20 protein-coding genes are annotated in these 21,004 nt (G+C 65.3%); 11 read left to right on the top strand and 9 right to left on the bottom strand.

The window, feature by feature from the left end; genetic code table 11:
• The first annotated feature begins 5 nt into the window (after positions 1–5).
• The 6 genes from lysA (at position 6) to AB5Y59_RS10385 (ending at position 5,161) form a co-directional block, all read left to right on the top strand.
• Complete coding sequence (gene lysA, locus AB5Y59_RS10410; RefSeq protein WP_039039806.1) at positions 6–1,256, top strand: diaminopimelate decarboxylase; 1,251 nt, start codon at positions 6–8, stop codon at positions 1,254–1,256.
• Between the two features lie 62 nt (positions 1,257–1,318).
• The gene (gene dapF, locus AB5Y59_RS10405; RefSeq protein ID WP_029313578.1) at positions 1,319–2,149 is read left to right on the top strand and encodes a diaminopimelate epimerase; all 831 of its coding nucleotides are present in this window, start codon (positions 1,319–1,321) and stop codon (positions 2,147–2,149) included.
• Positions 2,150–2,228: 79 nt separating this feature from the next.
• Positions 2,229–2,909 carry a DUF484 family protein gene (locus AB5Y59_RS10400; protein WP_010672702.1) on the top strand — a complete coding sequence of 227 codons (681 nt, stop codon included), beginning with the start codon at positions 2,229–2,231 and terminating at the stop codon, positions 2,907–2,909.
• Complete coding sequence (gene xerC / locus AB5Y59_RS10395; protein WP_216944974.1) at positions 2,902–3,879, top strand: tyrosine recombinase XerC; 978 nt, start codon at positions 2,902–2,904, stop codon at positions 3,877–3,879. The genes AB5Y59_RS10400 and xerC overlap by 8 nt, the downstream gene beginning before the upstream one ends.
• A 95-nt stretch (positions 3,880–3,974) precedes the next feature.
• Positions 3,975–4,685 carry an HAD-IA family hydrolase gene (locus tag AB5Y59_RS10390; protein ID WP_041214346.1) on the top strand — a complete coding sequence of 237 codons (711 nt, stop codon included), beginning with the start codon at positions 3,975–3,977 and terminating at the stop codon, positions 4,683–4,685.
• Between the two features lie 71 nt (positions 4,686–4,756).
• Positions 4,757–5,161 carry a hypothetical protein gene (locus AB5Y59_RS10385; protein ID WP_010672705.1) on the top strand — a complete coding sequence of 135 codons (405 nt, stop codon included), beginning with the start codon at positions 4,757–4,759 and terminating at the stop codon, positions 5,159–5,161.
• Between the two features lie 151 nt (positions 5,162–5,312).
• Here AB5Y59_RS10385 and AB5Y59_RS10380 read toward each other — a convergent pair whose 3' ends face one another.
• The 3 genes from AB5Y59_RS10380 to AB5Y59_RS10370 all read right to left on the bottom strand — a co-directional run bounded on the left by AB5Y59_RS10380 (position 5,313) and on the right by AB5Y59_RS10370 (position 9,034).
• The gene (locus AB5Y59_RS10380; protein WP_368211943.1) at positions 5,313–6,083 is read right to left on the bottom strand and encodes a gamma-glutamyl-gamma-aminobutyrate hydrolase family protein; all 771 of its coding nucleotides are present in this window, start codon (positions 6,081–6,083) and stop codon (positions 5,313–5,315) included.
• Positions 6,084–6,446: 363 nt separating this feature from the next.
• Positions 6,447–7,256 (bottom strand): sugar-phosphatase, encoded by an 810-nt coding sequence (gene yidA / locus AB5Y59_RS10375; RefSeq protein WP_041214347.1) that lies wholly within the window; start codon positions 7,254–7,256, stop codon positions 6,447–6,449.
• Positions 7,257–7,369: 113 nt separating this feature from the next.
• Positions 7,370–9,034 (bottom strand): DUF342 domain-containing protein, encoded by a 1,665-nt coding sequence (locus AB5Y59_RS10370; RefSeq protein WP_042880970.1) that lies wholly within the window; start codon positions 9,032–9,034, stop codon positions 7,370–7,372.
• A 394-nt stretch (positions 9,035–9,428) separates the two neighbouring features.
• Between AB5Y59_RS10370 and AB5Y59_RS10365 the strand changes: the two genes are divergently transcribed.
• Positions 9,429–9,944 (top strand): metal-dependent hydrolase, encoded by a 516-nt coding sequence (locus tag AB5Y59_RS10365; protein ID WP_010672710.1) that lies wholly within the window; start codon positions 9,429–9,431, stop codon positions 9,942–9,944.
• Here AB5Y59_RS10365 and AB5Y59_RS10360 read toward each other — a convergent pair.
• On the bottom strand, positions 9,941–11,116 hold the full coding sequence (locus AB5Y59_RS10360) for a competence/damage-inducible protein A (RefSeq protein ID WP_368211942.1): 1,176 nt from the start codon (positions 11,114–11,116) through the stop codon (positions 9,941–9,943). The two genes, AB5Y59_RS10365 and AB5Y59_RS10360, sit on opposite strands and share 4 nt — an antisense overlap.
• Before the next feature lie 28 nt (positions 11,117–11,144).
• Complete coding sequence (locus tag AB5Y59_RS10355) at positions 11,145–12,389, bottom strand: HD-GYP domain-containing protein (RefSeq protein ID WP_048209258.1); 1,245 nt, start codon at positions 12,387–12,389, stop codon at positions 11,145–11,147.
• A 144-nt stretch (positions 12,390–12,533) separates the two neighbouring features.
• Here AB5Y59_RS10355 and metA point away from each other — a divergent pair, with 144 nt between their 5' ends.
• Positions 12,534–13,481 carry a homoserine O-succinyltransferase gene (metA, locus tag AB5Y59_RS10350; protein ID WP_010672713.1) on the top strand — a complete coding sequence of 316 codons (948 nt, stop codon included), beginning with the start codon at positions 12,534–12,536 and terminating at the stop codon, positions 13,479–13,481.
• Positions 13,482–13,487: 6 nt separating this feature from the next.
• Here the strand turns inward: metA and AB5Y59_RS10345 are convergent, their stop codons facing one another.
• Complete coding sequence (locus AB5Y59_RS10345; RefSeq protein WP_223945520.1) at positions 13,488–14,006, bottom strand: tyrosine-protein phosphatase; 519 nt, start codon at positions 14,004–14,006, stop codon at positions 13,488–13,490.
• A 149-nt stretch (positions 14,007–14,155) separates the two neighbouring features.
• Between AB5Y59_RS10345 and AB5Y59_RS10340 the strand changes: the two genes are divergently transcribed.
• Positions 14,156–14,626: an Lrp/AsnC family transcriptional regulator gene (locus tag AB5Y59_RS10340; RefSeq protein WP_010672715.1), complete on the top strand. Its 471-nt coding sequence runs from the start codon at positions 14,156–14,158 to the stop codon at positions 14,624–14,626.
• A gap of 55 nt (positions 14,627–14,681) precedes the next feature.
• Here the strand turns inward: AB5Y59_RS10340 and AB5Y59_RS10335 are convergent, their stop codons facing one another.
• The gene (locus AB5Y59_RS10335; RefSeq protein ID WP_368211941.1) at positions 14,682–16,646 is read right to left on the bottom strand and encodes an LTA synthase family protein; all 1,965 of its coding nucleotides are present in this window, start codon (positions 16,644–16,646) and stop codon (positions 14,682–14,684) included.
• A 257-nt stretch (positions 16,647–16,903) separates the two neighbouring features.
• Between AB5Y59_RS10335 and AB5Y59_RS10330 the strand changes: the two genes are divergently transcribed.
• Both AB5Y59_RS10330 and AB5Y59_RS10325 read left to right on the top strand, forming a co-directional pair.
• Positions 16,904–17,182: a DUF2442 domain-containing protein gene (locus AB5Y59_RS10330; protein WP_203763959.1), complete on the top strand. Its 279-nt coding sequence runs from the start codon at positions 16,904–16,906 to the stop codon at positions 17,180–17,182.
• A gap of 117 nt (positions 17,183–17,299) precedes the next feature.
• On the top strand, positions 17,300–18,916 hold the full coding sequence (locus tag AB5Y59_RS10325; protein WP_368211940.1) for an alpha-amylase family glycosyl hydrolase: 1,617 nt from the start codon (positions 17,300–17,302) through the stop codon (positions 18,914–18,916).
• A gap of 55 nt (positions 18,917–18,971) precedes the next feature.
• Here the strand turns inward: AB5Y59_RS10325 and AB5Y59_RS10320 are convergent, their stop codons facing one another.
• Together AB5Y59_RS10320 and AB5Y59_RS10315 are read right to left on the bottom strand one after the other, a co-directional pair.
• A complete protein-coding gene (locus tag AB5Y59_RS10320) occupies positions 18,972–19,502 on the bottom strand; it encodes an MgtC/SapB family protein (RefSeq protein WP_069785416.1) in 531 nt (176 codons plus the stop codon).
• Between the two features lie 24 nt (positions 19,503–19,526).
• Complete coding sequence (locus AB5Y59_RS10315; protein WP_041212263.1) at positions 19,527–20,969, bottom strand: RimK family protein; 1,443 nt, start codon at positions 20,967–20,969, stop codon at positions 19,527–19,529.
• Between the last annotated feature and the right edge of the window lie 35 nt (positions 20,970–21,004).

Raw genomic sequence — 21,004 nt, 5'->3', positions numbered from 1 at the left:
CCCCCTTGGATCACTTTAACTACGACGCAGACGGTCAGCTTCAGGCCGAACAGCTTCCCCTGCAACAGCTTGCCGACCAGTACGGCACTCCGCTCTATGTCTACTCCCGCGCCACCCTGGAACGCCACTGGCATGCCTTCGACCAGGCGGCTGGCGACATTCCCCACCTGATCTGCTACGCGGTCAAGGCCAACTCCAACCTGGCCCTGCTCAATCTGCTGGCACGTCTCGGTTCGGGCTTTGACATCGTCTCCGGCGGCGAGCTGTCCCGGGTGCTGGCGGCGGGCGGTGATCCGGCCAAGGTGGTCTTCTCCGGTGTCGCCAAGAGCGAAGCCGAGATGCGCCTTGCGCTGGAAAAAGAGATCCTCTGCTTCAACCTGGAGTCCGAAGCCGAGCTGGAGCGCCTCAACCGGGTCGCAGGCAGCATGGGCAAGAAGGCGCGGGTCTCGGTGCGGGTCAACCCGGACATCGACGCAGGCACGCACCCCTATATCTCCACCGGCCTCAAGCAGAACAAGTTCGGCATCCCCATCGAACAGGCGCCCGCCATCTATCGCAAGGCGGCGGCCATGGCCCACATCGAGATCAAGGGCGTGGATTGCCACATCGGCTCGCAACTCACTGAATTGAATCCCTTTATGGAGGCGGCGGACAAGCTGCTCAAGCTCATCGACGAGCTGGCGGCGGAAGGCATCCACATCCATCACCTGGACGTGGGCGGCGGCCTGGGGGTCAACTACGGCGCCGAGCAGCCGCCGCACCCCACCGAGTATGCCGAGGCGCTCAAGCAGAAGCTGGCGGGCCGGGATCTGACCCTCTTGTTCGAACCGGGCCGCGCCATCGTCGCCAACGCCGGTGTGCTGCTGACCCGGGTCGAGTTCCTCAAACCCGGCGAGACCCGCAACTTCGCCCTGATCGACGCCGGCATGAACGATCTGCTGCGCCCCTCCCTCTACGGCGCCTGGATGAACATCATCGAGGTGGACAGCCGGGCGACCCACGAGAAGGCACTCTATGACGTGGTGGGCCCGGTGTGCGAGACCGGCGACTTCCTCGGCAAGGAGCGTACCCTGGCGATTGCCGAGGGCTCCCTGCTGGCGGTGCGTTCCGCTGGCGCCTACGGCTTTACCATGTCCTCCAACTACAACACCCGACCCCGTGCGGCCGAGGTGCTGGTGGACGGTGACCAGGCGCACCTCATCCGTGAGCGGGAGCAGTTGGCGGATCTCTGGCGTGGCGAGCACCTGCTGCCGTGATGGATGGATTTTCAGCGTTCCTCCATGTGAGAGCGTGATTAACGGTGAGACAGGAACGCGCGATGTTGATTGAGTTTTCCAAAATGCACGGCCTCGGTAACGACTTCATGGTGGTGGATGGCGTCACCCAGAAGGTGTTCTTCAGCAACGACATCATCAAGAAGCTGGCGGATCGTCACTTCGGTATCGGCTTCGACCAGCTGTTGCTGGTGGAGCCGCCCTATGACCCCGAGCTCGACTTCCACTACCGCATCTTCAATGCCGACGGCAGCGAGGTGGAACAGTGCGGCAACGGGGCCCGTTGCTTCGCCCGTTTCGTGCGTCTCAAGGGGTTGGTCAACCGGGATCGCATCGCGGTCAGTACCGCCCGGGGCCGCATCACTCTGCAGCTGGAAGGGGAGAACCAGGTCACGGTCAACATGGGGGTGCCCCAGTTCGAGCCGGGCAAGATCCCGTTCCGTGCCCAGAAGGCGGAGAAGACGTATCTGCTGCGGGCCCAGGATCACACCGTGATGTGCGGTGCCGTCTCCATGGGCAACCCTCACTGCGTCATCGAGGTGCCCTCGGTGGCCGATGCGCCGGTGGAGACCCTGGGACCCATCATGGAGCGCCACGAGCGCTTCCCCGAGCGGGTCAACGTCGGCTTCATGGAGATGGTCAACGCCAGCGAGATCAAGCTGCGAGTCTTCGAGCGCGGGGTGGGGGAGACCCTGGCCTGTGGGACCGGGGCCTGTGCGGCCGTGGTGATAGGCATCAGCCAGGGCAAGCTCAAGGAGCGGGTCACCGTCACCCTGCCGGGTGGCAAGCTGACCATCGCCTGGAAGGGACCGGGTCAGCCCGTCTACATGACGGGGCCGGCCGAGCACGTCTTTGACGGCCAGATAGAGTTGTAGACAAGGAGCGGGTGATCCCGCTCCATCAACGGATCATATCGGGGCCCTTGGCCCCTTTTTCGGATGGATCAACCAAGTTATGAGCGAACTCAAACGGCAGGAATCACTGGTGGATGAAGCCACAGTGCTGGAGTACCTGGCCCGTTATCCCGAGTTTTTCCTGCGTCACGGGGCCATGCTGGACAAGATCCGCATTCCCCATGCGCAAAAGGGCACCATCTCCCTGGTGGAGCGCCAGCTGGACAGACAGCGGGAGCGCATCGAGCAGCTGGAGCAGGAGATCACCGAACTGATGGGGGTCGCCAGCGAGAACGAGCGGATCTTCCGGGTCTATGCGGATCTCTACGGGGAGATCTACGGCTGCCAGACCCTGTTCGAGCTGAGCGCCGTGATGGGCAAGGCCTTCGTCCAGCGGCTGCGACTCACCGGCCTGCGGCTCTGGCTCAATCCCAGGCATTTCCAGCTGAGCGGCCCCGAGCAGCGTTTCCTGGCGCAGGGCAAACAGCTCGAACAACTGCTGGGGCAGCGCCTGCCCGGCACGGACTACTATTTCGGCCGCCTCAACCAGAGCGAGAAGCAGGCGCTGTTTGGCAATGATGTGCTGGTCAACTCGGTGGCCCTGATGCGGCTCGGGGAGCTCGGCGTGCTGGCCTTCGCGAGCTCGGATCCCAGCCACTTCACCCCCCACAACGACACCCTGCTGCTGGGTCAGCTAGGGCGTCTGCTGCAGCTGCGTCTGCCCGAGCTGGCCCGTGGCTAAGGCAACGACCCGATCCCCTGCCAAGGTGCTCCCTGCCGCCGACCCTCTGCCGGTCGCACTGGTGGGGGAGCTGGACGCCTTTATCGAATACCTGAGGGTCGAGCGCCAGCTCAGCCCCCACACCCGCAGCAACTATCAGGCCCATCTGGAAGCCATGACCGCCGAGCTGGTGAAGCTCGGGCTCGACGACTGGGCCCGGCTCGAGGCGAGCCAGGTGCGCAGTCTGGTGACCCGGATGCACAAGGGGGGGCTGGCGCCCCGTTCCCTTGCCACCAAGGTGTCGGCCCTGCGCAGCTTCTGCGACTGGCAGGTGCGCCAGGGGCTGCTCACCGCCAACCCGGCGCGGGGCATCGTCACCCCCAAGCAGGGGCGGCCCCTGCCCAAGAACCTGGACGTGGACGAGATGTACCAGCTGCTCAACATCACCGACGAGCAGGATCCGCTGGCGGTGCGGGATCGCGCCATCATGGAGTTGATGTACTCCTCCGGCCTGCGCCTTGCCGAGCTGGTGGGGCTCAACCTCGCGGACGTGAAGCTCGAGGAGCGCCAGCTCAGGGTGATCGGCAAGGGCTCGCGGGAGCGGGTGCTGCCCATCGGGCGGATGGCGGTGGAGTGGTTGCACAAGTGGCTCAAGGTACGCCCCCTGCTGGCCGGTGACGAGGGGGAGGCATTGTTCGTCTCCAAGCGCAGGCAGCGGCTCTCGGCCCGCTCGGTACAGGAGCGGCTCGACGGCTGGGGCAACAAGCAGGCTCTCAATGCCCACGTGCACCCCCACAAGCTGCGCCACAGCTTCGCCACCCACATGTTGGAATCCTCCGGCGACCTGCGGGCGGTGCAGGAGCTGCTGGGGCATGCGGATCTCTCCACCACCCAGATCTATACCCACCTCGACTTCCAGCATCTGGCCAAGGTATATGACAGTGCCCACCCGCGGGCGAAGCGGGATCCGGAAACGCCGGAGGATGAGTGATGTGGTGTGCGATCTGCGGGGATGACAATCTCCACGTCGCCCGAGTCAGGCGGGAGCCCGCAACGCCAGAGGATGGGGAGTAAAGAGGAACAGCCATGCAGTTTTACCGTCGCTGGCAGCCGGTGGCCGCCATCTCGTTCGATCTGGACGACACCCTCTATGACAACGGCCCCGCCATCGCGCGGGCGGAACAGTGGATGCTGGACCACCTGCGCAGCGAATACCTGGCTACCGCCATGCTGGACAAGCCGCGCTGGCTCGCGCTCAAGCGCCAGTTGCTGCTGGACCACCCGGCGCTGAGCCACGACGTCAGCCTGGCGCGCCAGCGGGGCATTCGCGAGGCCCTGGTGCAGGGGGGCATGGAGCCCGGGCTGGCGGAGCAGCAGGCCAGGGCGGTGTTCACCGGCTTCATGGCCGAGCGCTCGAAGATAGAGGTGAGCGAGGCGACTCACGCCCTGCTGGCTCGTCTGGCGGCGCGCTACCCGCTGGCGGTGATCACCAACGGCAACCTGGATCTGGAGCAGGCGGGCCTGGCTGGCTACTTCACCCTGGTCTGCAAGGCGGGAGCGGGAGCCAGAATGAAACCGGCGCCCGACATGTTCGTGCAGGTGCAAGAGGCCCTGGGGCTGCCCCCCGGCCGCATCCTCCATGTGGGGGATCACCCGGTGACCGACGTGCTGGGGGCCAGGCTGCACGGCTTTCGGGCCGCCTGGCTCAACGAGAGCGGTCAGTCCTGGCAGTCGCTGTCGCTGCTGCCGGATGTGGAGCTGGGGCAGTTGCAGGATCTGGCCACCCTGCTGCTCTGAGCTGGGGATGAGGGACAGATTCCGTGATCTATATCTGGCAATAACAACAAGGGAGCAAGGGCGTGAAGGGAATGAAGGGTGTCATCTGGCTGGCGATCCCCGTGATGCTGGCGGGATGCGATCTGGTGCAAGACCGTTACCGGATGGAGTTCAGGGACGGATCCTGGCGGGAGATCGCCATCTCCCCGTTTTCCGACGAGGCGCGCTGGCGCGAGGGGTGTGCCACCGGCGAGATCCAGGTGGACATGACCCTGCCCCTGAAACGGGGCAAGGTGGTGAATGGTCGGGAGCAACTGCTCATCGGCGGCGAGCTGTTCGAGCTGGAGGATGCCCGTCTCTATCGCGGCAACGGCATGGTGCTCGGGCAGGCCCCGGACCATATCCAGCGGGGCCTCAAGGGGCTGGATGTCTGCCGTACCCTGCGCCCTGATCGCGGAGCCCTGCCCAAGCTCAAGGGCAAGGGATTCGGCGACTAGCCCGTCTGCTGCCTGAGCGGGCAGGAGGTGTCGCCGAAGGCAGTGGACAGCTTGATGGCGTGGGGGGGTCACAGGCCCGCCACGTCGGATGCCTCTGGGCAGCCCCCGATGCACGGGGCCCTGCCCAGGCTCAAGGGCAAGGGGTCGGCGACTAGCCGACCTGCTGCCTGAACCGACGGCAGGCGTCGCCAAAGGCGGTGAAGAGCTTGATGGAGTGGGGGTTCTCGCTGGCCTTCCACTCCGGGTGCCACTGCACCGCCAGCAGGAAGGGGGAGAGGGCGGGAGCGTGGATCGCCTCGATCAGCCCGTCTTCGGCATGGGCCAGGGGGGACAGCCCCTTGGCCAGCGTCTTGATCCCCTGCCCGTGGAGGGAGTTGACCGGAATCGACGGCTGCCCCATCAGCTCGGCCAGCCAGGTACCGGGCACCAGCTCGACCTGATGGCTCTCGCCATACTGCTCGTCCACCGGGTCATCCGCATCCTCCCGATGATCGTCATAACCCGGCTCGCAATAGACCTTCTGGTGAATGTCGCCCCCCAGGGCCACGTTGATCTCCTGCATGCCGCGGCAGATCCCGAGGATCGGCAGGCCACGGTCGAGGGCGGCGCGCACCAGGGGAATATCGAACAGATCCCTGTCCCTGTCCTGGGGCTTCTCCGGGGTGAGGTTCTCCTGGCCATAGAGGGCAGGATCGATGTTGGATCCGGCACCGCTCAGATAGACCCCGTCGGCGAGGTCCAGATACTGCTCCAGATCCTCGGTGCCACAGCAGGTGGGCACCAGCAGCGGCACGCAGCCGCTGATCTCCACCAGAGGTTTGATGTATTTGTGGGTCATGACCTGGTAGGCGTGGCCACTGCGGGTCTGGGCCCCCATGGTCATCAGCACGACGGGTTTGTTATGGGAACTGGGGTTGGGCATAGGTCACCTTGGCTATCCTTGGCGGTCTCATCCAGCGCCTTGGGAAGGCCCTTGCCGCCTCGGCTCGCAAGGGCATGCCTCAAGGCATGGTCGTGGGATCAGGGTCGCGCCAGCGTGCCAGAATCGTCGGTCAGCCTTGGCAACGACAGCCTGGATCCTGCCTTCAGTCTGCCAAGGCCGTTCAATATGTCAAACAAAATGATGCAATTATGTTAACCATTGATACCGGGATACGGCTCTGAGTCCAATTTAAAGGGGATTGAGGGGGGATGCCTGGTGCGGTGAGCGATTTGATGGTGGATATATTAAACATCTGGCCGGGCGGCCGGATAGCAGAAGGGGCCCACAGGGCCCCTTGTCGACTCAGGCGTTCAGGATGAAACGCTCGATCACCTGGGCGACCCCGTCTTCATCGTTGCGCCCCGTGGTGTGCTGTGCCAGCGCCTTGATCTCGTCGGTGGCGTTGCCCATGGCGACCCCGAGTCCGGCGTAGGCGATCATGTGGTGATCGTTGCCCGCATCTCCCACCGCGATCACCTGGGAGGCATCCAGCCCCAGGTGCTCGGCCAGGGCGGCGACGCCGGTGCCCTTGTTGCTGCGCTTGTTCATGAACTCGAGGAAATAGGGTGCGCTGCGCACCACGGTATAGCGCTCGTGGAGTTCGGCGGGCAGCTGGGCGATGGCACGGGAGAGCAGGGGCTCTGGGTCAATCATCATCACCTTCATGATCTGCTCGTCGTCGGGCAGGGTGGCGAAGTCCACCAGGTTGATGGGTTGACCGATGAGGCGGGATTCGTGCTCGGTGTAGGGGCTGATCCTTGGGCTGATGAGCCCTTGGCGGACGGAGAAGCCGTGGATGTTCACCCCCAGCTCACAGGCCAGGTGGGCGATGGCACGGGCATCGCTGCCGGTCAGCAACTGGCTGCGGATGATGCGTTGCTCGGACACCTGCTGCACCAGGGCGCCGTTGTAGCAGATGACGTAGTCATCCTGGCCGGTGAGGCCCAGCTCGGTCAGGGCGGCGGTCATGCCTTCCAGCGGGCGGCCGGAGGCCAGCACCACGGTCACGCCCCTGGCGCGGGCTGCCGCGATGGCGGCCTGGGTGCGGGGGGAGATTCGGCCCTCTGGGGTCAGCAGGGTGCCATCCATATCCAATGCGATCAGCTTGTACATCTTCTCACTACCTGAGTCTGGCCGGCCCGCCCGATGGGGCCATGGGGAGGCCGAGTGTAGCGAAAATCGCCGCCGGGATCACGCCGCCTGCCGACGCGGGGGCACGTTGCCCCTCAGCGCTGGCCCTGGTAGGGGGTCAGTTGCAGCTGATCTTCCCGGATGGCGAAGTGGATGGGGCCGTGCTCGATGTCGACCCTGTTGTGGTGATGGGCCATCTCCACCTCGACGCCGGGGAAGAGGCGCTGGGTGGCGATGATGTCCATGTTGGCCATGAGCGCCTGCAGCTCCCGCTGCGCCTCGACGAGCTGCTCGTCCAGGCTCTTGCTCTCGTCGAACTGGCGGGTGCGCAGCGCCTTGATCTTCTGCAGGGTCTCGGGATTGCGCTTGTCACGGGGCAGTTGCAGCAGACGCAGGATGAGATCCTGCAGCTTGTCTATCTGCTCGGCGCAGGTCTGTTTGCGCTGGCGCAGCGCCAGCTCCTGCTCCTTCTGGCTGAAATAGCCACCGAGGATCTGCAACCGGGTCCGGTTGGCCGCCGAGGCTCCGAGCACCGGGGCCATGATGAGCCGATTGGCGATGTTGATGCCGCCGATGAGGTGCCCCTTGCGCATGGCGCTGTCCCCCACCTTGAGATCCTGGCCGCTGCGGCAATAGCAGTGACTGAGCTGGCTCAGGATATGGATGTCGCCATCGGCCTCCAGCCTGGCGTACTGGGCATAGCTGGCGTGGATCTCCCCCCCGGCGTTGAGGTGGCAGAGGTATTCGTCGTCCGCCAGCTTGCGCCCTATGATGCCGTTGCGCACCGTGATGGTGCCGCCGGATTCGATGTAGCCGCCCTCGACGAAGCCGCCGATCACCACGTCACCGCTGGTCTTGACGCGCATGCCGGGCATGACGTCCCCGGTGACCAGCAGGGATCCCTCGAACTCGACGTGACCGTGGCGGATGTCGACCTGCTTGACGTTGAGCACCTCGTCGACCCGCATCCCGGCACGCTCCTGACAGGGGAGCCCCGGGCGGGTCGCCAGCAGCAGGTCCGGGTCCTCGGGGGAGAGGCAGGTGCCGTCACCCGGCGTCATGGCGCTCTCCTTGCCGTGGCGGGCGGTCAGGGTCTGGCCCGTCACGGTGAAGCCGTCGATGCCCTGGGTGGCGGGGTGCCTGCGCATCAGCAACGCCCCCGCCTTGACGGTGAGCAGGGTGCCGAGGTCGCGCATGTCCACCTTGCCGTGATCCCGCTCCTGGGGTTTGAGGATCCGCTCGGCTGCGGTCTCCACCAGCCGCTCCAGGCGGGTATCCAGGCCGTGCCTGGCGGCCTTGCCGAGGGCGATGACGGGATTGAGCTGGGCACCGGGGGCCGCCTCACCCGCTGCCTGGATGGCGGCGGCAAGCAGTCGCTCGCTCACCCCCTGCTTGACCGTGCTGGCCGCCAGGGCCTCCTGCAACCGGGCCAGGGTCAGGGGCTGGCCGCCCCAGTCCGCGGTGATCTGCGCCCTGGCGCTCATCTGGTCCTTGTCCACCTGGATGAGCAGCCTGGCATCCTGGCGCCGGGCAATGGGGACTGGCGGATGCGCGGGGGCATCCGGCTCTGCGATGAGGGCGTTGAGCAGGGTGACGGCTTCGCGGATCCCCTCGCCGAGGGGTTCGTAGCGCCGACAGTTGGAGAGTCGCAGCAGGGCCAGGACGTCGCTTTCCTGGATGGGCTCGGTGAGGCCCGGGGTGATGCGCAGGCAGACATAGCTCATGTCGGCCGACAGCTGAAACCACGCTTTGCTTAACACCGGGCCCTCCTTCGTTGTCCCTGTCCGGTTTGCCCCATGCTGGGGCCTCTCCTTGCCGGCATCCAATGCCGCCGGGGCGGATCCAACGCGCAGTATTCGGGTATTTTTCCTTCCGGGTCAACGATCTGAATGCAAATGGGTGAGCCGGGTTGAGGAAATATCGGCTGACGGGAGAGGGGCAGAGCCGGCCATGCCATGGGCTCCATTGCAGTTTTTTAGCGCAATATGCTGACTTTTTATGCTTTCGCTATCCAGAGTGTCCATCACGTTGAGGGAGGCGATGCAAATCACCTTGCCAGGCAGGAAGAGAAGGATTTTAATCTGCCGCCGCCCCAGGGCGAGGACTCTGGTCGCCACCGATCAGCCCCTTTTTCTGTCCAACCGAACGAGCCCCATGACCGCCCAAGGCCACCTGCTGTTTTCCGTCACCTGCGTCCTGCTTGCCCACAAGGTTGAACTGACTCCGGCCCTGGCCGATGCCAGCCTGTGGCACATCGTTCCCATGGCCCTGGCGAGCGCCCTGCTGCCGGATCTCGATCACCCCCGCTCCCTGCTCGGGCGGCAACTGCCCTGGATCTCGGGGCCGCTCTCCCGGCTGTTCGGCCATCGCGGCTTCACCCACAGCCTGCTGGCGGTGGGGATGGGGGTCTGGGGGCTGGCCCAGGTGGAAGCCCCCTGGTTGCTGTCGGGGGCGGTGAAGGATGCTCTCATCGTGGGCTATCTCAGCCATCTGCTGGGGGACTGGCTCACCCCCATGGGCATTCCCCTGCTCTGGCCCTGGCGTCGGCGCTTTCGCCTGCCCGGCCTGCCCCTCAAGAGCGGCGGGGGCTACGAGAGGGCCTTCTGCCTGCTGACCCTGGCGCTCGCCGGGTACTGGGTCCATGGCGGTGCAGGCTTGGCTCACTTCTAGCCCCGGGCGCCCTCCTGGCACCTGGCCGTTCGGGTCAGGGTGAGGTAGTCGGCGAGCACCGGCAGCCCCAGCAGGTGGCGGCGCAGCATGTCGAGGGCGGCGAAGGCGAGGATCCGGCGACCGCTTGCGGGATCCGGGTGGCTGACCTTGAGCGTCTGGCCGTGCAGTTGCCCGTCGGCGCAGAGCAGCAGCGGCACGCCGTCCGGCCCGGCACGGCCTATGGTGAGGCTCAGGGGGGCTGCGGGCACCGCCAGTTGAGTCAGATCGTCGCTCAGGGTGTGGCTGAAGCCGGCGGTCAGGGCTGGGTGCCCGTGACACATGGTCAGCAGGGCGCCCCGGCTCTCCCCTTCCTGCAGGTGCAGCGACCGCTCCCCCAGCAGGGCCAGGATCTGGCTGGCAGGCGCCTCGTTGCCACGTCCCACCAGCCAGGGGGCGATGGCCGCAAGCAGCCTCGCCTCGGCGGCGTCCATGTCGGCGGTGCTGGCACCGTGGCCGATGAGCTTGAGCTCGATGAGGGGCATGGAGGAGCGGTAGCCCAGCTCGATGCCGGCAGGCCAGGGGGCCGCATCCAGCATGTCGCTGAGGGCGGACTCCGAGACGCCGAAGGTGTAGAAACGGCGCAGCTCGGTGTCGGTCTCTTCCCCGGCCAGCGCCTTGAGGCGGGGCATGATCTGTTCGCGCACCATCTGCTTGAACTCGAACGGCACGCCCGGGGTGAAGAAGAGCCGGCTCTGGCCGTGGCTGGCCGGGTGGCGGACCACAAAGCCGCAGGCGGTGCCCACCGGGTTGTCGAGGATCTCGCAGTCCCGGGGCAGCCAGGCCTGCTTGGTGTTGCTCCGTGCCATGGTGCGGCCCCGGCTGGCATAGCGTTCGGCCATGGTGGCGAGCCAGTCCGGGAACAGGGTCAGGGGCTGGTCAAACGCCTCGGCCGCGGCCTGGGCGGTGAGGTCGTCCGCCGTGGGGCCGAGCCCCCCGCACACCAGTACCACCTCGGCGCGGTTGGCGCTCTCCTGCAGCACGGCTGTCAGATCCGCGAGGTTGTCCCCCACGGTGGCGCGGCGGCGCACCTGCCAGCCCTGCTCCAGCAAGAGGGCGCTGAGCCAGGCGGCATTGGTGTCCACCACCAGGCCGGTCACTATCTCGTCGCCTGTGCTGATGATCTCGATGCGCATGGGGACTCCTTGGGTGGGGCCAGCCCTCTCAGGGCTTGCCGTGTTCGAAGTAGTAGCTGATCCGGGTGCGGGGGTTGAGGTATTCGAACACCGCCGGGGGCAGGCGTTTGGGCTGGATCACCTTGGCGATGGTCAGCCCGGCCGCGTCGAGGTCGATGATGGCTGCCTCCTGGCGCGGAATGCGGGGGTCGTATACCAGCACGGCGGGGTAGAGCAGGCGGGAGGCGTTGACCGACATCACCAGCCCCACCTGGCCGTTGGAAAGCTGCACCACGCTACCCGGGGGGTAGACCCCCATCAGTCGGATCAGCATGCCGAGGTGATCGGCGTTGAACTGGGACTTGCGCTGCTTGTAGAGGCTGCCGAGGGCCGCGTAGGGCACCTTGGCCTCCAGGTGGCAGAGGTTGTCGTACTCGTTGATGAGGGAGACGATCTGGGTGAGGGGATCGAGCTGATCCCCCTTGAGCCCCTGGGGGCCGGTGCCGTCCAGGTACTCGTGGTGGTTCTGCACTATCTGCTTGGCCGCTTCCGGAAAATCGCTGACCAGCCCCAGCAGTTCCAGGCCGTAGCGGGGATGCTGGGCCATCAGGTTCTGCTCCGGCTTGGTCAGCGGCTCCGTCTTGCGCAGGATCTGGCTCGGGATCCTCAGCTTGCCGATGTCGTGGAACAGGGCCCCCATGCCGACCTGGCGGATCGCCTCGGCCGGCAACTTGCACTCCCGGGCGAGCAGCATGCTGAGCACGCTGACGTTGAGGGAGTGAAACTGCAGGCTGTTGCCATCATCGCTGTCAGAGACCAGGTGCAGCACCATCTCGTCCACCGAGAGGAGCTGCTCCGTCATGGCGTTGATCAGCTCCTGGGCCTCGCTGATGGCGTTGAGGGGGCGGGACTGGATCTTGCCCATGAGGTTGCGCACCTGGGCCAGGGATTGGCGGAACTGTTTCTCGCACTGCTGCAGGTCGCGGCGATAGCGCTGCAACTGCTCGATGCGCCGCAGTTTCTCCTGCTGCATCTCCTCCTGGCGGGCGAGGAGACCCTCTCCCTCAACCTCATCTGCCTGGGACTGGGTCTGTCCGAGGGGCTTGGGCGGCGTGTCGCTCTTGTCGGGAATGATGGTCACCAGCTTGAGGCCAAGGCGACGAATGAGCTCGATCTCCTCCTCGCTCTTGAGCTTGAAGCTGGAGAACAGAAACGGGTGCTCACGCCATCCCAAAGGCAGGGAGACATAATTGCCGACTTGCAGCCGTTCTACGGAGATCTTGATTCCTGTCATGGGGTTGGGCACGAGGGACACACTGAGCCGTATGCTAGTCAAAGGGCGGGGTGAATACAAAAGGTATCTGATGACAGCGGGAGCGCTTTATTATAGGCTTCTAGATGTCCAGACATATTTACCGATGCAGTACAGGGAGTCAGCATGCCGATCAAGATCCCGGACCAGTTGCCCGCCGCCGAAGTGCTGGGGCAGGAGAACATCTTCGTGATGACGGAATCCCGGGCCGTCACCCAGAACATCCGCCCGCTGCGGGTGCTCATCCTCAATCTGATGCCCAAGAAGATAGAAACCGAGATCCAGCTGATGCGGATGCTCTCCAACTCGCCCTTGCAGGTGGACGTGGATCTGTTGCGCATCGACGATCGGGAGTCGAAAAACACGCCCCAGGCGCACCTGGAGAACTTCTATCACGACTTCGAGCAGGTGAGAGGCAACAACTACGACGGCATGATCATCACGGGGGCGCCGCTCGGGCTGGTGGAGTTCGAGGAGGTGGTCTATTGGCCCCGCATCGTCGAGATCATCGAGTGGTCCCATCAGCATGTCACCTCCACCCTCTTCCTCTGCTGGGCGGTGCAGGCGGCGCTGAAAGCCTTGTACGGCATGGAAAAGCAGACCCACGGCGAGAAGCTTTCCGGGGTCTATCGCCACCACCGCCTCGACGAGCACGAGGCGCTGCTGCGCGGCTTCGATGACGAATTCGTGGCGCCCCACTCCCGCTATGCGGCCTTCGACGGGGATCTCATCCGCGCCCACACCGATCTGCAGATCTTCGCCGAGTCGGAAGAGGCGGGCGTCTATCTGGCCGCCACCAAGGATTGTCGCCAGGTGTTCGTCACCGGCCATCCGGAATATGACGCCCTGACCCTGGATGGGGAATATAGGCGGGATCTGGCGGCCGGGCTCACCCCCGTCATTCCGGTCAACTATTACCCGAACAACGACCCAAGCCAGACCCCGCGCGCCACCTGGCGCAGCCACGGTCACCTGCTGTTTTCCAACTGGCTCAACTATTACGTCTACCAGTTGACCAGCTACAAGGTGGAAGACATCGGCAAGGTGTTTACCTACCAGCAGCCCAAGGGATAGAGCCCATCAGTCCGCCCCGGCCAGCAGCCGTCCACGGGTATCGAGCCAGTGACGGTGGCAGGCCAGGGTGAAGGCCCGTGGCCGTCTGGCCCGGATGAGGGTCATGGCCTCCTGCTGGGGCAGCCCCTGGGTCATCAGCAGCAGGGCGGCCGCCAGCCCGGTACGCCCGCTTCCTCCGTGGCAGTGAATGGCAAGGTGCCGTCCCTCGCGCAGCAGGGCGAGCAGTCGGGGTTGCACCCCGGGCCAGGCCTGTTCGAAGGCGGCATCCGGTGCCTCGTCATCCGCAATGGGCAGATGGAACCAGCTCATGCCTCTGGCCTGCACCAGCTGCCCGAGAGAGAGGGGCCCGCACAGGGCCAGCTCCTCCACCGTCATCAGGGTCAGCACCCCGCCGGCACCGGCCAGCTGCAACTGGGCAAGGGCGTCGGCCATGGGGACCTGCTGGCTGCCGGGGCAGGGGGTGAGCAGGAGCTGGCCGTCGAGCCGTGGAACGTCCAGGCTCCAGAAGGGATGGGCACTGAGCATGGGGTTCCTCGTGGTGGTCGGGGTCAACGGGATCGGCATCCCGCGGGTGCGGCACAGCATAGAGGGGCCGGAGGCGATGTCAATCTGCGTTGTGTTCGGCCCGGTTTACGGGCAGAGTCTAAAAAAATCGAGCGATGCAAGGAGTAAAGATGAGAAACCTGGATCAACTGGACTTGGACATCCTGGCCCATCTGTTTCGCGATGCGGGCATGACCAACAAGGATTTGGCGGCCCTGGTCGGGGTGGCGCCGTCCACCTGTCTGGAGCGGGTGCGCAAGCTGCAGCAGGATGGCGTGCTCAAGGGGGCGCACTGCGAGGTGGATTACCAGGCCCTGGGCGGTCACATCCAGGCCATGGTCTCCTTGCAACTGGCCCGTCACAGCCGCCAGATCATCGATGCGTTTCGCGACGCCATCCTGGCCCTGCCCGAGGTGATCAGCCTGTTCCACATGGGCGGCAAGGATGATTTCCTGGTGCACCTGTGCGTCTCCGATACCGAACACCTGCGCAATTTCGTCTTCGATCACTTTACCTCCCGGGAAGAGGTGGTGCACCTCGAGACCTCCCTGGTGTTCGAGCACAGGTTCAGCCGCTCGCTTCCCTGCTTCCCCCACCCCTGACGGGGCGAGCCGCAAGAAAAAACCGCCCGAGGGCGGTTTTTTTGTGGGCGGTCCCTCAGTTGAGAGCCAGCCGGCTGTCCTGCGCCGTCCGGTAGAGCCCCTGCTGATAGGCCAGGCTGCCCCACAGGACCAGCCCCAGGGCGGCATCCTTCATGGTGTCCGGCTGCTGCGCCGGGGTGAGCGTTTCGGTCGCATCCTCGTAGATGAAGCCTTCCGGCGCCCGCTCGGGCTGCAGGATCACCACGTCCTTGCCGCGCATCAGGGCGAAGTTCTTGTCGTACTGCATAATGGCGCGTCCCGGCCAGTCGGCGGGCATGCGGGTGAGATCCTTGCCCAGCATGGGGTAGTCGGCACTGATGCCCATGAGGGAGAGCAGGGTCGGGGCCATGTCGATCTGGCTGACGATGCGGGGGTCCTTTCTCGGTGCTATGCCGTCCCCCAGGATGACCCCCGGGATGTGGAAGCGGGGGATGGGCACCAGGCTGGCTCCCCCGACCCGGCTGTCGTGATCGGCGATGACCAGGAACAGGGTGTCCTGCCAGTAGTCCGATGCCCTGGCCTTCTTGAAGAACTCGCCGACGGCGTAGTCCGCGTACTTGGCGGCGTTGTTGCGGGTCTGCTTGGGCTGCTCGTACAGGGCGATGCGGTTGTCGGGGAATTCGAAGGGATCGTGGTTGCTGGAGCTGAACACCAGGCTGAAGAAGGGTTTGCCCTCCTTGTGCAGCGCCGCGAAGGTCTCGTTGGCCTTGGCCATCAAATCTTCATCCGAGGCGCCCCAGGATCCCTCGAACACCGGGTTCTTGAAGTCCTTCTGCTCGACGATGGTGGTGAAGCCATTGCCTAGGAAGAAGCTGCGCATGTTGTCGAAGTGGCTCTCGCCACCATAGATGAAGCTGGTGTCATAGCCTCGCTGCTTGAGCAGGTCGGCGATGGTGAAGAAGTTGGTCTGGCTCTTGCCGAGCTTGACCACGGCCTGGGCCGGGGTCGGCGTGAAGCCGGTGAGCACCGCCTCGATGCCGCGTACCGAACGGGTACCGGTGGCGTAGAGCTGCTCGAACGCCCAACCCTCTTTCGACAAGGCATCGATGTTCGGGGTGAGCGGCAGGCCGCCGAGGGAGCCGACGAACTGGGCCCCCAGGCTCTCTTGCAGCAGGATCACCAGGTTTTTGGGCTTGCCCTGGTAGCTGGCCGTGTTGAAGGTCTGGCTCGGCAGATCGGCAGAGGTGAAATCGCCGAGAGGGCGACCGCTCTCCTCGCGGACTATGTCGAGTACCTGATGGTCAGCCATCTTGCCGTAAAACTGGCTGGCGTCCTCCTCGGCCCCCATCTGCTTGATGGCAAAGAAGAGGGAGTAGGCGGAGTTGACGGTGAGGGCGTTGACCAGGGGATCGTCCGCAAAGGCCACCATGGCCGGATTCAGGGCGCGATGGCCGAGACTGGAGCGGGCGCCGAGGAAGCCGATGGCGAGGATCAGCAGGGCGAAGGCGGGGCGCCAGTACCAGCGGGGGAAGCTTAGGTCACGCACCAGGCGGCCGCTCAGCCACCAGCCACCGCCCAGCACGGCGCCGCTGAAGATCACGGCCAGCAGCAGCTCGCCCTTGCGGCCAGCCCACAGCATGGAGAGCACCTCCTTCGGATAGATGAGGTACTCCACATAGAGGCGGTTGGGGCGCACCCCGTATTCGGTGACGAAGGCGGGAGTGGAGATCTCGAGAAAGAGCATCAGCCAGAGCCCTAGGGTGAGCCAGATCCGGATAAGCTGCATCCAGAGCCGCCCCGGCGCGTGGGGCCCGGCCAGCAACTGGGTCAAGACGGCGGGTACGCCCCAGACCCAGCAGAGGGTGGCAACGTCGACCCGAATGCCTTGCAGCAGCATCTCCTGCCAGCCAGAGACGGCATCCACCCGTTCCAGTTGCCAGAGCCCCAGGCCAAGGCGGCTGACGGTCAGGGAGATGAGCGCGATCAATGAAAAGACGGCGATGGGCCAAACCGGTCCCAGCCATTGTCTGATGGTGGTCATATTGTTCCTGCAAACCTGTTTGCGCCCAGTCCCCGGGCGCATTGTTGTTATGGTGCAGGAGTATGACAGTGGCACCTGGCAAAGGTTGCATGGGCATGGGGTATAAATGGAGAGGTTGGCACGTTTTATGATTTTTTGTGACGGGATGCAGGGTTCGAAGAGAGCATAAAACGCTGGGGAAACTGTGATCCTGCTGGCACATCGAGACAAGGGTCGTGCCTATAATGGCGCCGGATTTCTCAATCGGAGCCGAAGGGATGCCGGTCTTCATCGATGTGGAATATGTGCAGGGCTGGTCTCTGTTCGTGGTGCTCTCCGACGGCACCACAGGCGTGCTGGATCTCACCCCCTGGCGCGGCCAGCCGCTGTTTGTGGCCATGGAGACCGAGCGTCGCTTCGCCCGTGTCTTCATCGATGATCGCCATCAACTGGCGTGGCCCTCGGGCTTCACCCTGGCGGCCCACGAGGTCTACCACCTGATCCTGCCCATCGACGAGCGCGCCGCCTTCCCCGATCGCAACATGCATCGCTTCTGACATGCTAACTCGTTGAGTCAGGTAACGTTTTCAGTCACAGACCCGCGTCGGTCAGGTCGTTATCATGACCCCAGTGCGGCGCTTTGGGCGCCCATCCACCACAGCGGGAACATAACAATGAAACAAGGAACGTTGCGTCGTGGCGGCCTCATCGGGGCCGCCCTGTTACTGACGGCTTGCGGCAGCGGGGGAGGCGGTGGCAGCAGTGACCCCCAGCCTCCGGTGGTCAATCCGCCCCCCGCGTCGGCCAGCCGCGCCTGCTACGGCAATGATCAGCCAGCCTGCAACCTGCGCACCTACCAGGTGATGGTGGAGTCCTTCGTCGACGGCGACGGCAGCGCCAACTACGGCGTCGGCTACGGCCCCTCCCGGCACAACGGCGATCTGCAGGGGATCATCGACAGCCTCGACCACATCAAGAGCCTCAACGTCAACGCCATCTGGCTCACGCCGGTGTTTGACTCCTGCGCCGGCCAGGCCGGGGACGACCGGCTGGATGCCACCGGCTACTTCGCCTGCGACTTCTTCAACGTGGATCCCAACTTCGGCAGCAACGCCCAGCTTAAAAAACTGGTGGACGGGGCGCACCAGCGCGGGCTCTATGTCTTCCTCGACGGGGTGTTCGGCCACGTCAACAAGGTGGGGGTGAGCAAGCCTTCACCAGAGGGGCGGCTGCCTGCCCTCAAGAGCGGCGGCGCAGGCTACCCGGGCCAGTTGGTGGATTACGGCCAGCCCGAGAGTCTGGCCTACTTCAAGGAGGTGGCCCGTTACTGGGTCGAGCAGTACGGCATCGACGGCTGGCGCCTCGATCAGGCTTATCAGTTGGGGCTGGATGACTGGCGCGCCATTCGCAGCGAGGTGGCGCGGGCCAGCGCGGCGCGCAAGGCCGCCGGCCAGCAGTGGGGCACCCTCGGCTACATGGTGGGGGAAGTGTGGAAGGGCGCTGACGAGATCCGCGCCCAGGCCTATGGCCCGAGCGACAACCCGGCGCTCTCTTCGGCGTTCGACTTCCCCCTGCGCTACGGCCTGGTACAGGCGCTGGCGGTGGAAGAGTCCGGCAAGGGCGGGCAGGGGGCCAGCGTGCTCGACGCCAGCTGGAACAAGGTGGAGAACTACCCGGACCACGCCATGCCCAACCTGATGCTGGGCAACCACGATCTGGTGCGCTTCGGCGATCTGCTGGAGCGGGGCAACTTCAATGGGGCGGACTACTGGCAGCGCCACAAGGCGGCCTTCAGCTTCATGGCCGCCCGCTCAGGTCCCATTACCTTCTACTATGGCGAGGAGTTTGGCGACGAGGTGCCTGGCTTTGCCAGTCAGGTGGGGGGCGACTGTGCGGCCCAGGGGCTCTGCGATGATCACGTGGCTCGCAGCGATGGCAAGGTTCCCGGTGTCACCGGCTTCGTGCCGAGCAGCGAGCAGGCCGAGCTCAAGCAGTGGCTGAGCGATCTGCTGGCCCTGCGCGCCGCCCACCCCGCCCTCTATCAGGGGGAGCGGGTCAAGCTGGTGGCCGAGGGGAGCGTCTATGGCGACATCAAGCAGACGGCGGGCGAGCAAGTAGTCTACCTGCTCAACGTCTCCACTACGCTCCAGAGCTACGCGGTGCCGGTCGGCAAGCTGCGCAGCGGCAGCGCCCTGGTGGATCTGCAGAGCGGCGAGAATCTGGCCATCGGTGGCAGCAGCGTGACGGTGGACTTGCCACCCCTCACTGGCCGCTTCCTGCTGGTGCGCTGAGGGAGGCAGGCAACAAAAAGGGCTCCAGCATGGAGCCCTTTTTCATGGTGGCGGCTTACTTCTCGATGCCGCTGCCCAGATCGTCCCGGCGGGAAGAGACCGAGGGCTCGGCCCCGTGGCGCCAGTGTTCCAGCCGATTGTGTACCCCGCGGCGCAGGCTCTTGAAGCTGGCTTCCAGATAGTCCACCCCCACCAGGATGGAGAGGGTGACGACGGTGAGCAGCAGCGCCTGATGCAGCATGTCCATGCCGATGAGGGCGCCGAGGGCGGCCAGCATCCAGATGGCGGCGGCGGAGGTCACCCCCAGCACCTGACCATCCCGGGTCATCATGACCCCGGCCCCGAGAAAGCCGACCCCGGTGATGAGCTGACCCAGCACCCGCGCCTGATCGGCGCCCTGAGGGCTGACGGCGGCGCCGATGGCGAGAAAACAGTAGGTGCCGAGCACGATGAGGGAAGAGGTGCGGATCCCCACCGGCTTGCCGCGAAGCTGCCGCTCCAGCCCCACCAGGGTGCCACACACCAGACAGACCAGGATGTTCTCCCAGCCAAGGGGCGCGATGTTCCACCACTGCATTGTCATCATATCCACCTCTGCTCGCGATGCTTGTTATCCTGTCGCGCTCTGCCCCCGGTTCTCCAGCCGCTGGCGGAAGGCCCGGGCGAGGCGCTCGTAGAGGTCCTTTGCCTCCCTGTCTTCAATATCGCCACGTATCCAGGGGTTGTCGATGATTTCCAGCAACACGCAGCCCTGGCCCTGCTGGCGCAGATCCACCCCGAACAGGCCGTTGCCGAGCTGGTGCACGGCGCGGCGGGCGGTTTGCAGCACCCGCTCCGGCACTTCACTGAGGGGCAGCGCCTCGATGCGGCTCATGTCGAGGGGGTGTTTGCGGCGACGGATGCGGTTGCCGGGTTCGGGTCGGTAGCGGCGGCAGGCGAACAGCGGCGAGCCGTCGAGAAAGCCGATGCGCCAGTCGAACTCCGCAGGGATCCGGCTCTGGACCAGTAGCAGGGCGGAGCGGGCCAGCCCCTCGTCCAGCAGGCGGGCGAGCTGGATGTCATCGCTGGCCATGGCGAGGTCGCGCCCCTGGGCGCCGTCGGGGATCTTCACCATCAGCGGCAGACCGAGGCGCTGCACCAGTTCGTCCACATGTTGGCGGCCGCGGCGGGTCACGACGGTGGTGGGGGGCATGGGCACGCCGCTGCGCACCATCAGCTCGTAGAGATAGAGCTTGTTGCTGCAGGCGAGGATGGCACGGGAGCTGTCGATGACCGGCATCTTGAGCTGCTCGGCACGGCGGGCAAACTCGAAGGTGTAGTGGCCGACCGCGGTCTCGGCGCGCAGCCAGAGGGTGTCGAACTCCGGCAACCGTTCGATGGCCGAGGGAGGCAGGATCTCGGCCTGGATCCCCTGGGCAGCGGCCGCCTTGATGAAACGCTCCAGCGCCAGGGCATCGCTGCTGGCGCGGCCGTCGTTGGGGTCGACCAGGATGGCGAGCTGGTAGCGTGGTGCCGTCTGCTCCTCGTCCCCAGTGCCCACCAGCGCCTGGGCGTGCTGCACCATCAGCGCCTTCTCGCTCGGGCTCAGCGCCAGCGGTGACAGGCTCTCCTGCTGGCGCACCGACCAGCCGTGGCGACCGCGCTTGAGGGTCAGCTCCTGCAGCGGCAACTGGCTCAGGCCGTAGTAATAGCGGGCGAGTCCCGCCAGCTCGCTCTGTTCGCACTGGCCGAAGATGGCGCGCACCCGGATCCTGTCTTCGCTCTGCTGGGCCAGCCAGCCCTGCAATTTGCGCCACAGCTTGGCGGGGGGCTGCTGGGGTTGCAGCCGGCTGATGGCCTGCAATCCCGGCAGGCAGTGGTGGCCGCGGGCCTGGGCCAGCAGGGAGCAGTAATAGCCGGCCCCCAGGTGTTCCAGGCTGCGGCAGAGGTTGATGATGCGCGGACGCCCCCCTGTGGTGGGCAGACCGTGTTGCAGGTAGGTGCGGGCGGTCAGCAGATAGTCGGCATGGCAGGGCCAGTCGCCCGGCTCCTCGACGATGACATAGGTACTCATATTTTCAGGCTCCACAGAAAGGACTGCCAGAAACG

The organism is Aeromonas sp. s10 (assembly GCF_040907975.1).
Lineage (GTDB): Bacteria > Pseudomonadota > Gammaproteobacteria > Enterobacterales > Aeromonadaceae > Aeromonas > Aeromonas caviae.
Note: the sequence above shows the minus strand (reverse complement) of the source record. Positions and strands in the feature narration are given on the sequence as shown.

Excerpts from the sequence above, each read along its gene's own strand:
- AB5Y59_RS10330 (WP_203763959.1), top strand. The coding sequence starts at position 16,904 with ATGCCGGTCTTCATCGATGTGGAATATGTGCAGGGCTGGTCTCTGTTC.
- AB5Y59_RS10335 (WP_368211941.1), bottom strand. The coding sequence starts at position 16,646 with ATGACCACCATCAGACAATGGCTGGGACCGGTTTGGCCCATCGCCGTC.
- AB5Y59_RS10390 (WP_041214346.1), top strand. The coding sequence starts at position 3,975 with ATGCAGTTTTACCGTCGCTGGCAGCCGGTGGCCGCCATCTCGTTCGAT.
- AB5Y59_RS10325 (WP_368211940.1), top strand. The coding sequence starts at position 17,300 with ATGAAACAAGGAACGTTGCGTCGTGGCGGCCTCATCGGGGCCGCCCTG.
- AB5Y59_RS10380 (WP_368211943.1), bottom strand. The coding sequence starts at position 6,083 with ATGCCCAACCCCAGTTCCCATAACAAACCCGTCGTGCTGATGACCATG.
- AB5Y59_RS10345 (WP_223945520.1), bottom strand. The coding sequence starts at position 14,006 with ATGCTCAGTGCCCATCCCTTCTGGAGCCTGGACGTTCCACGGCTCGAC.
- AB5Y59_RS10365 (WP_010672710.1), top strand. The coding sequence starts at position 9,429 with ATGACCGCCCAAGGCCACCTGCTGTTTTCCGTCACCTGCGTCCTGCTT.
- AB5Y59_RS10385 (WP_010672705.1), top strand. The coding sequence starts at position 4,757 with ATGAAGGGTGTCATCTGGCTGGCGATCCCCGTGATGCTGGCGGGATGC.
- AB5Y59_RS10340 (WP_010672715.1), top strand. The coding sequence starts at position 14,156 with ATGAGAAACCTGGATCAACTGGACTTGGACATCCTGGCCCATCTGTTT.
- AB5Y59_RS10360 (WP_368211942.1), bottom strand. The coding sequence starts at position 11,116 with ATGCGCATCGAGATCATCAGCACAGGCGACGAGATAGTGACCGGCCTG.
- AB5Y59_RS10355 (WP_048209258.1), bottom strand. The coding sequence starts at position 12,389 with ATGACAGGAATCAAGATCTCCGTAGAACGGCTGCAAGTCGGCAATTAT.
- dapF (WP_029313578.1), top strand. The coding sequence starts at position 1,319 with ATGTTGATTGAGTTTTCCAAAATGCACGGCCTCGGTAACGACTTCATG.
- AB5Y59_RS10320 (WP_069785416.1), bottom strand. The coding sequence starts at position 19,502 with ATGATGACAATGCAGTGGTGGAACATCGCGCCCCTTGGCTGGGAGAAC.
- AB5Y59_RS10400 (WP_010672702.1), top strand. The coding sequence starts at position 2,229 with ATGAGCGAACTCAAACGGCAGGAATCACTGGTGGATGAAGCCACAGTG.
- yidA (WP_041214347.1), bottom strand. The coding sequence starts at position 7,256 with ATGTACAAGCTGATCGCATTGGATATGGATGGCACCCTGCTGACCCCA.
- metA (WP_010672713.1), top strand. The coding sequence starts at position 12,534 with ATGCCGATCAAGATCCCGGACCAGTTGCCCGCCGCCGAAGTGCTGGGG.
- AB5Y59_RS10315 (WP_041212263.1), bottom strand. The coding sequence starts at position 20,969 with ATGAGTACCTATGTCATCGTCGAGGAGCCGGGCGACTGGCCCTGCCAT.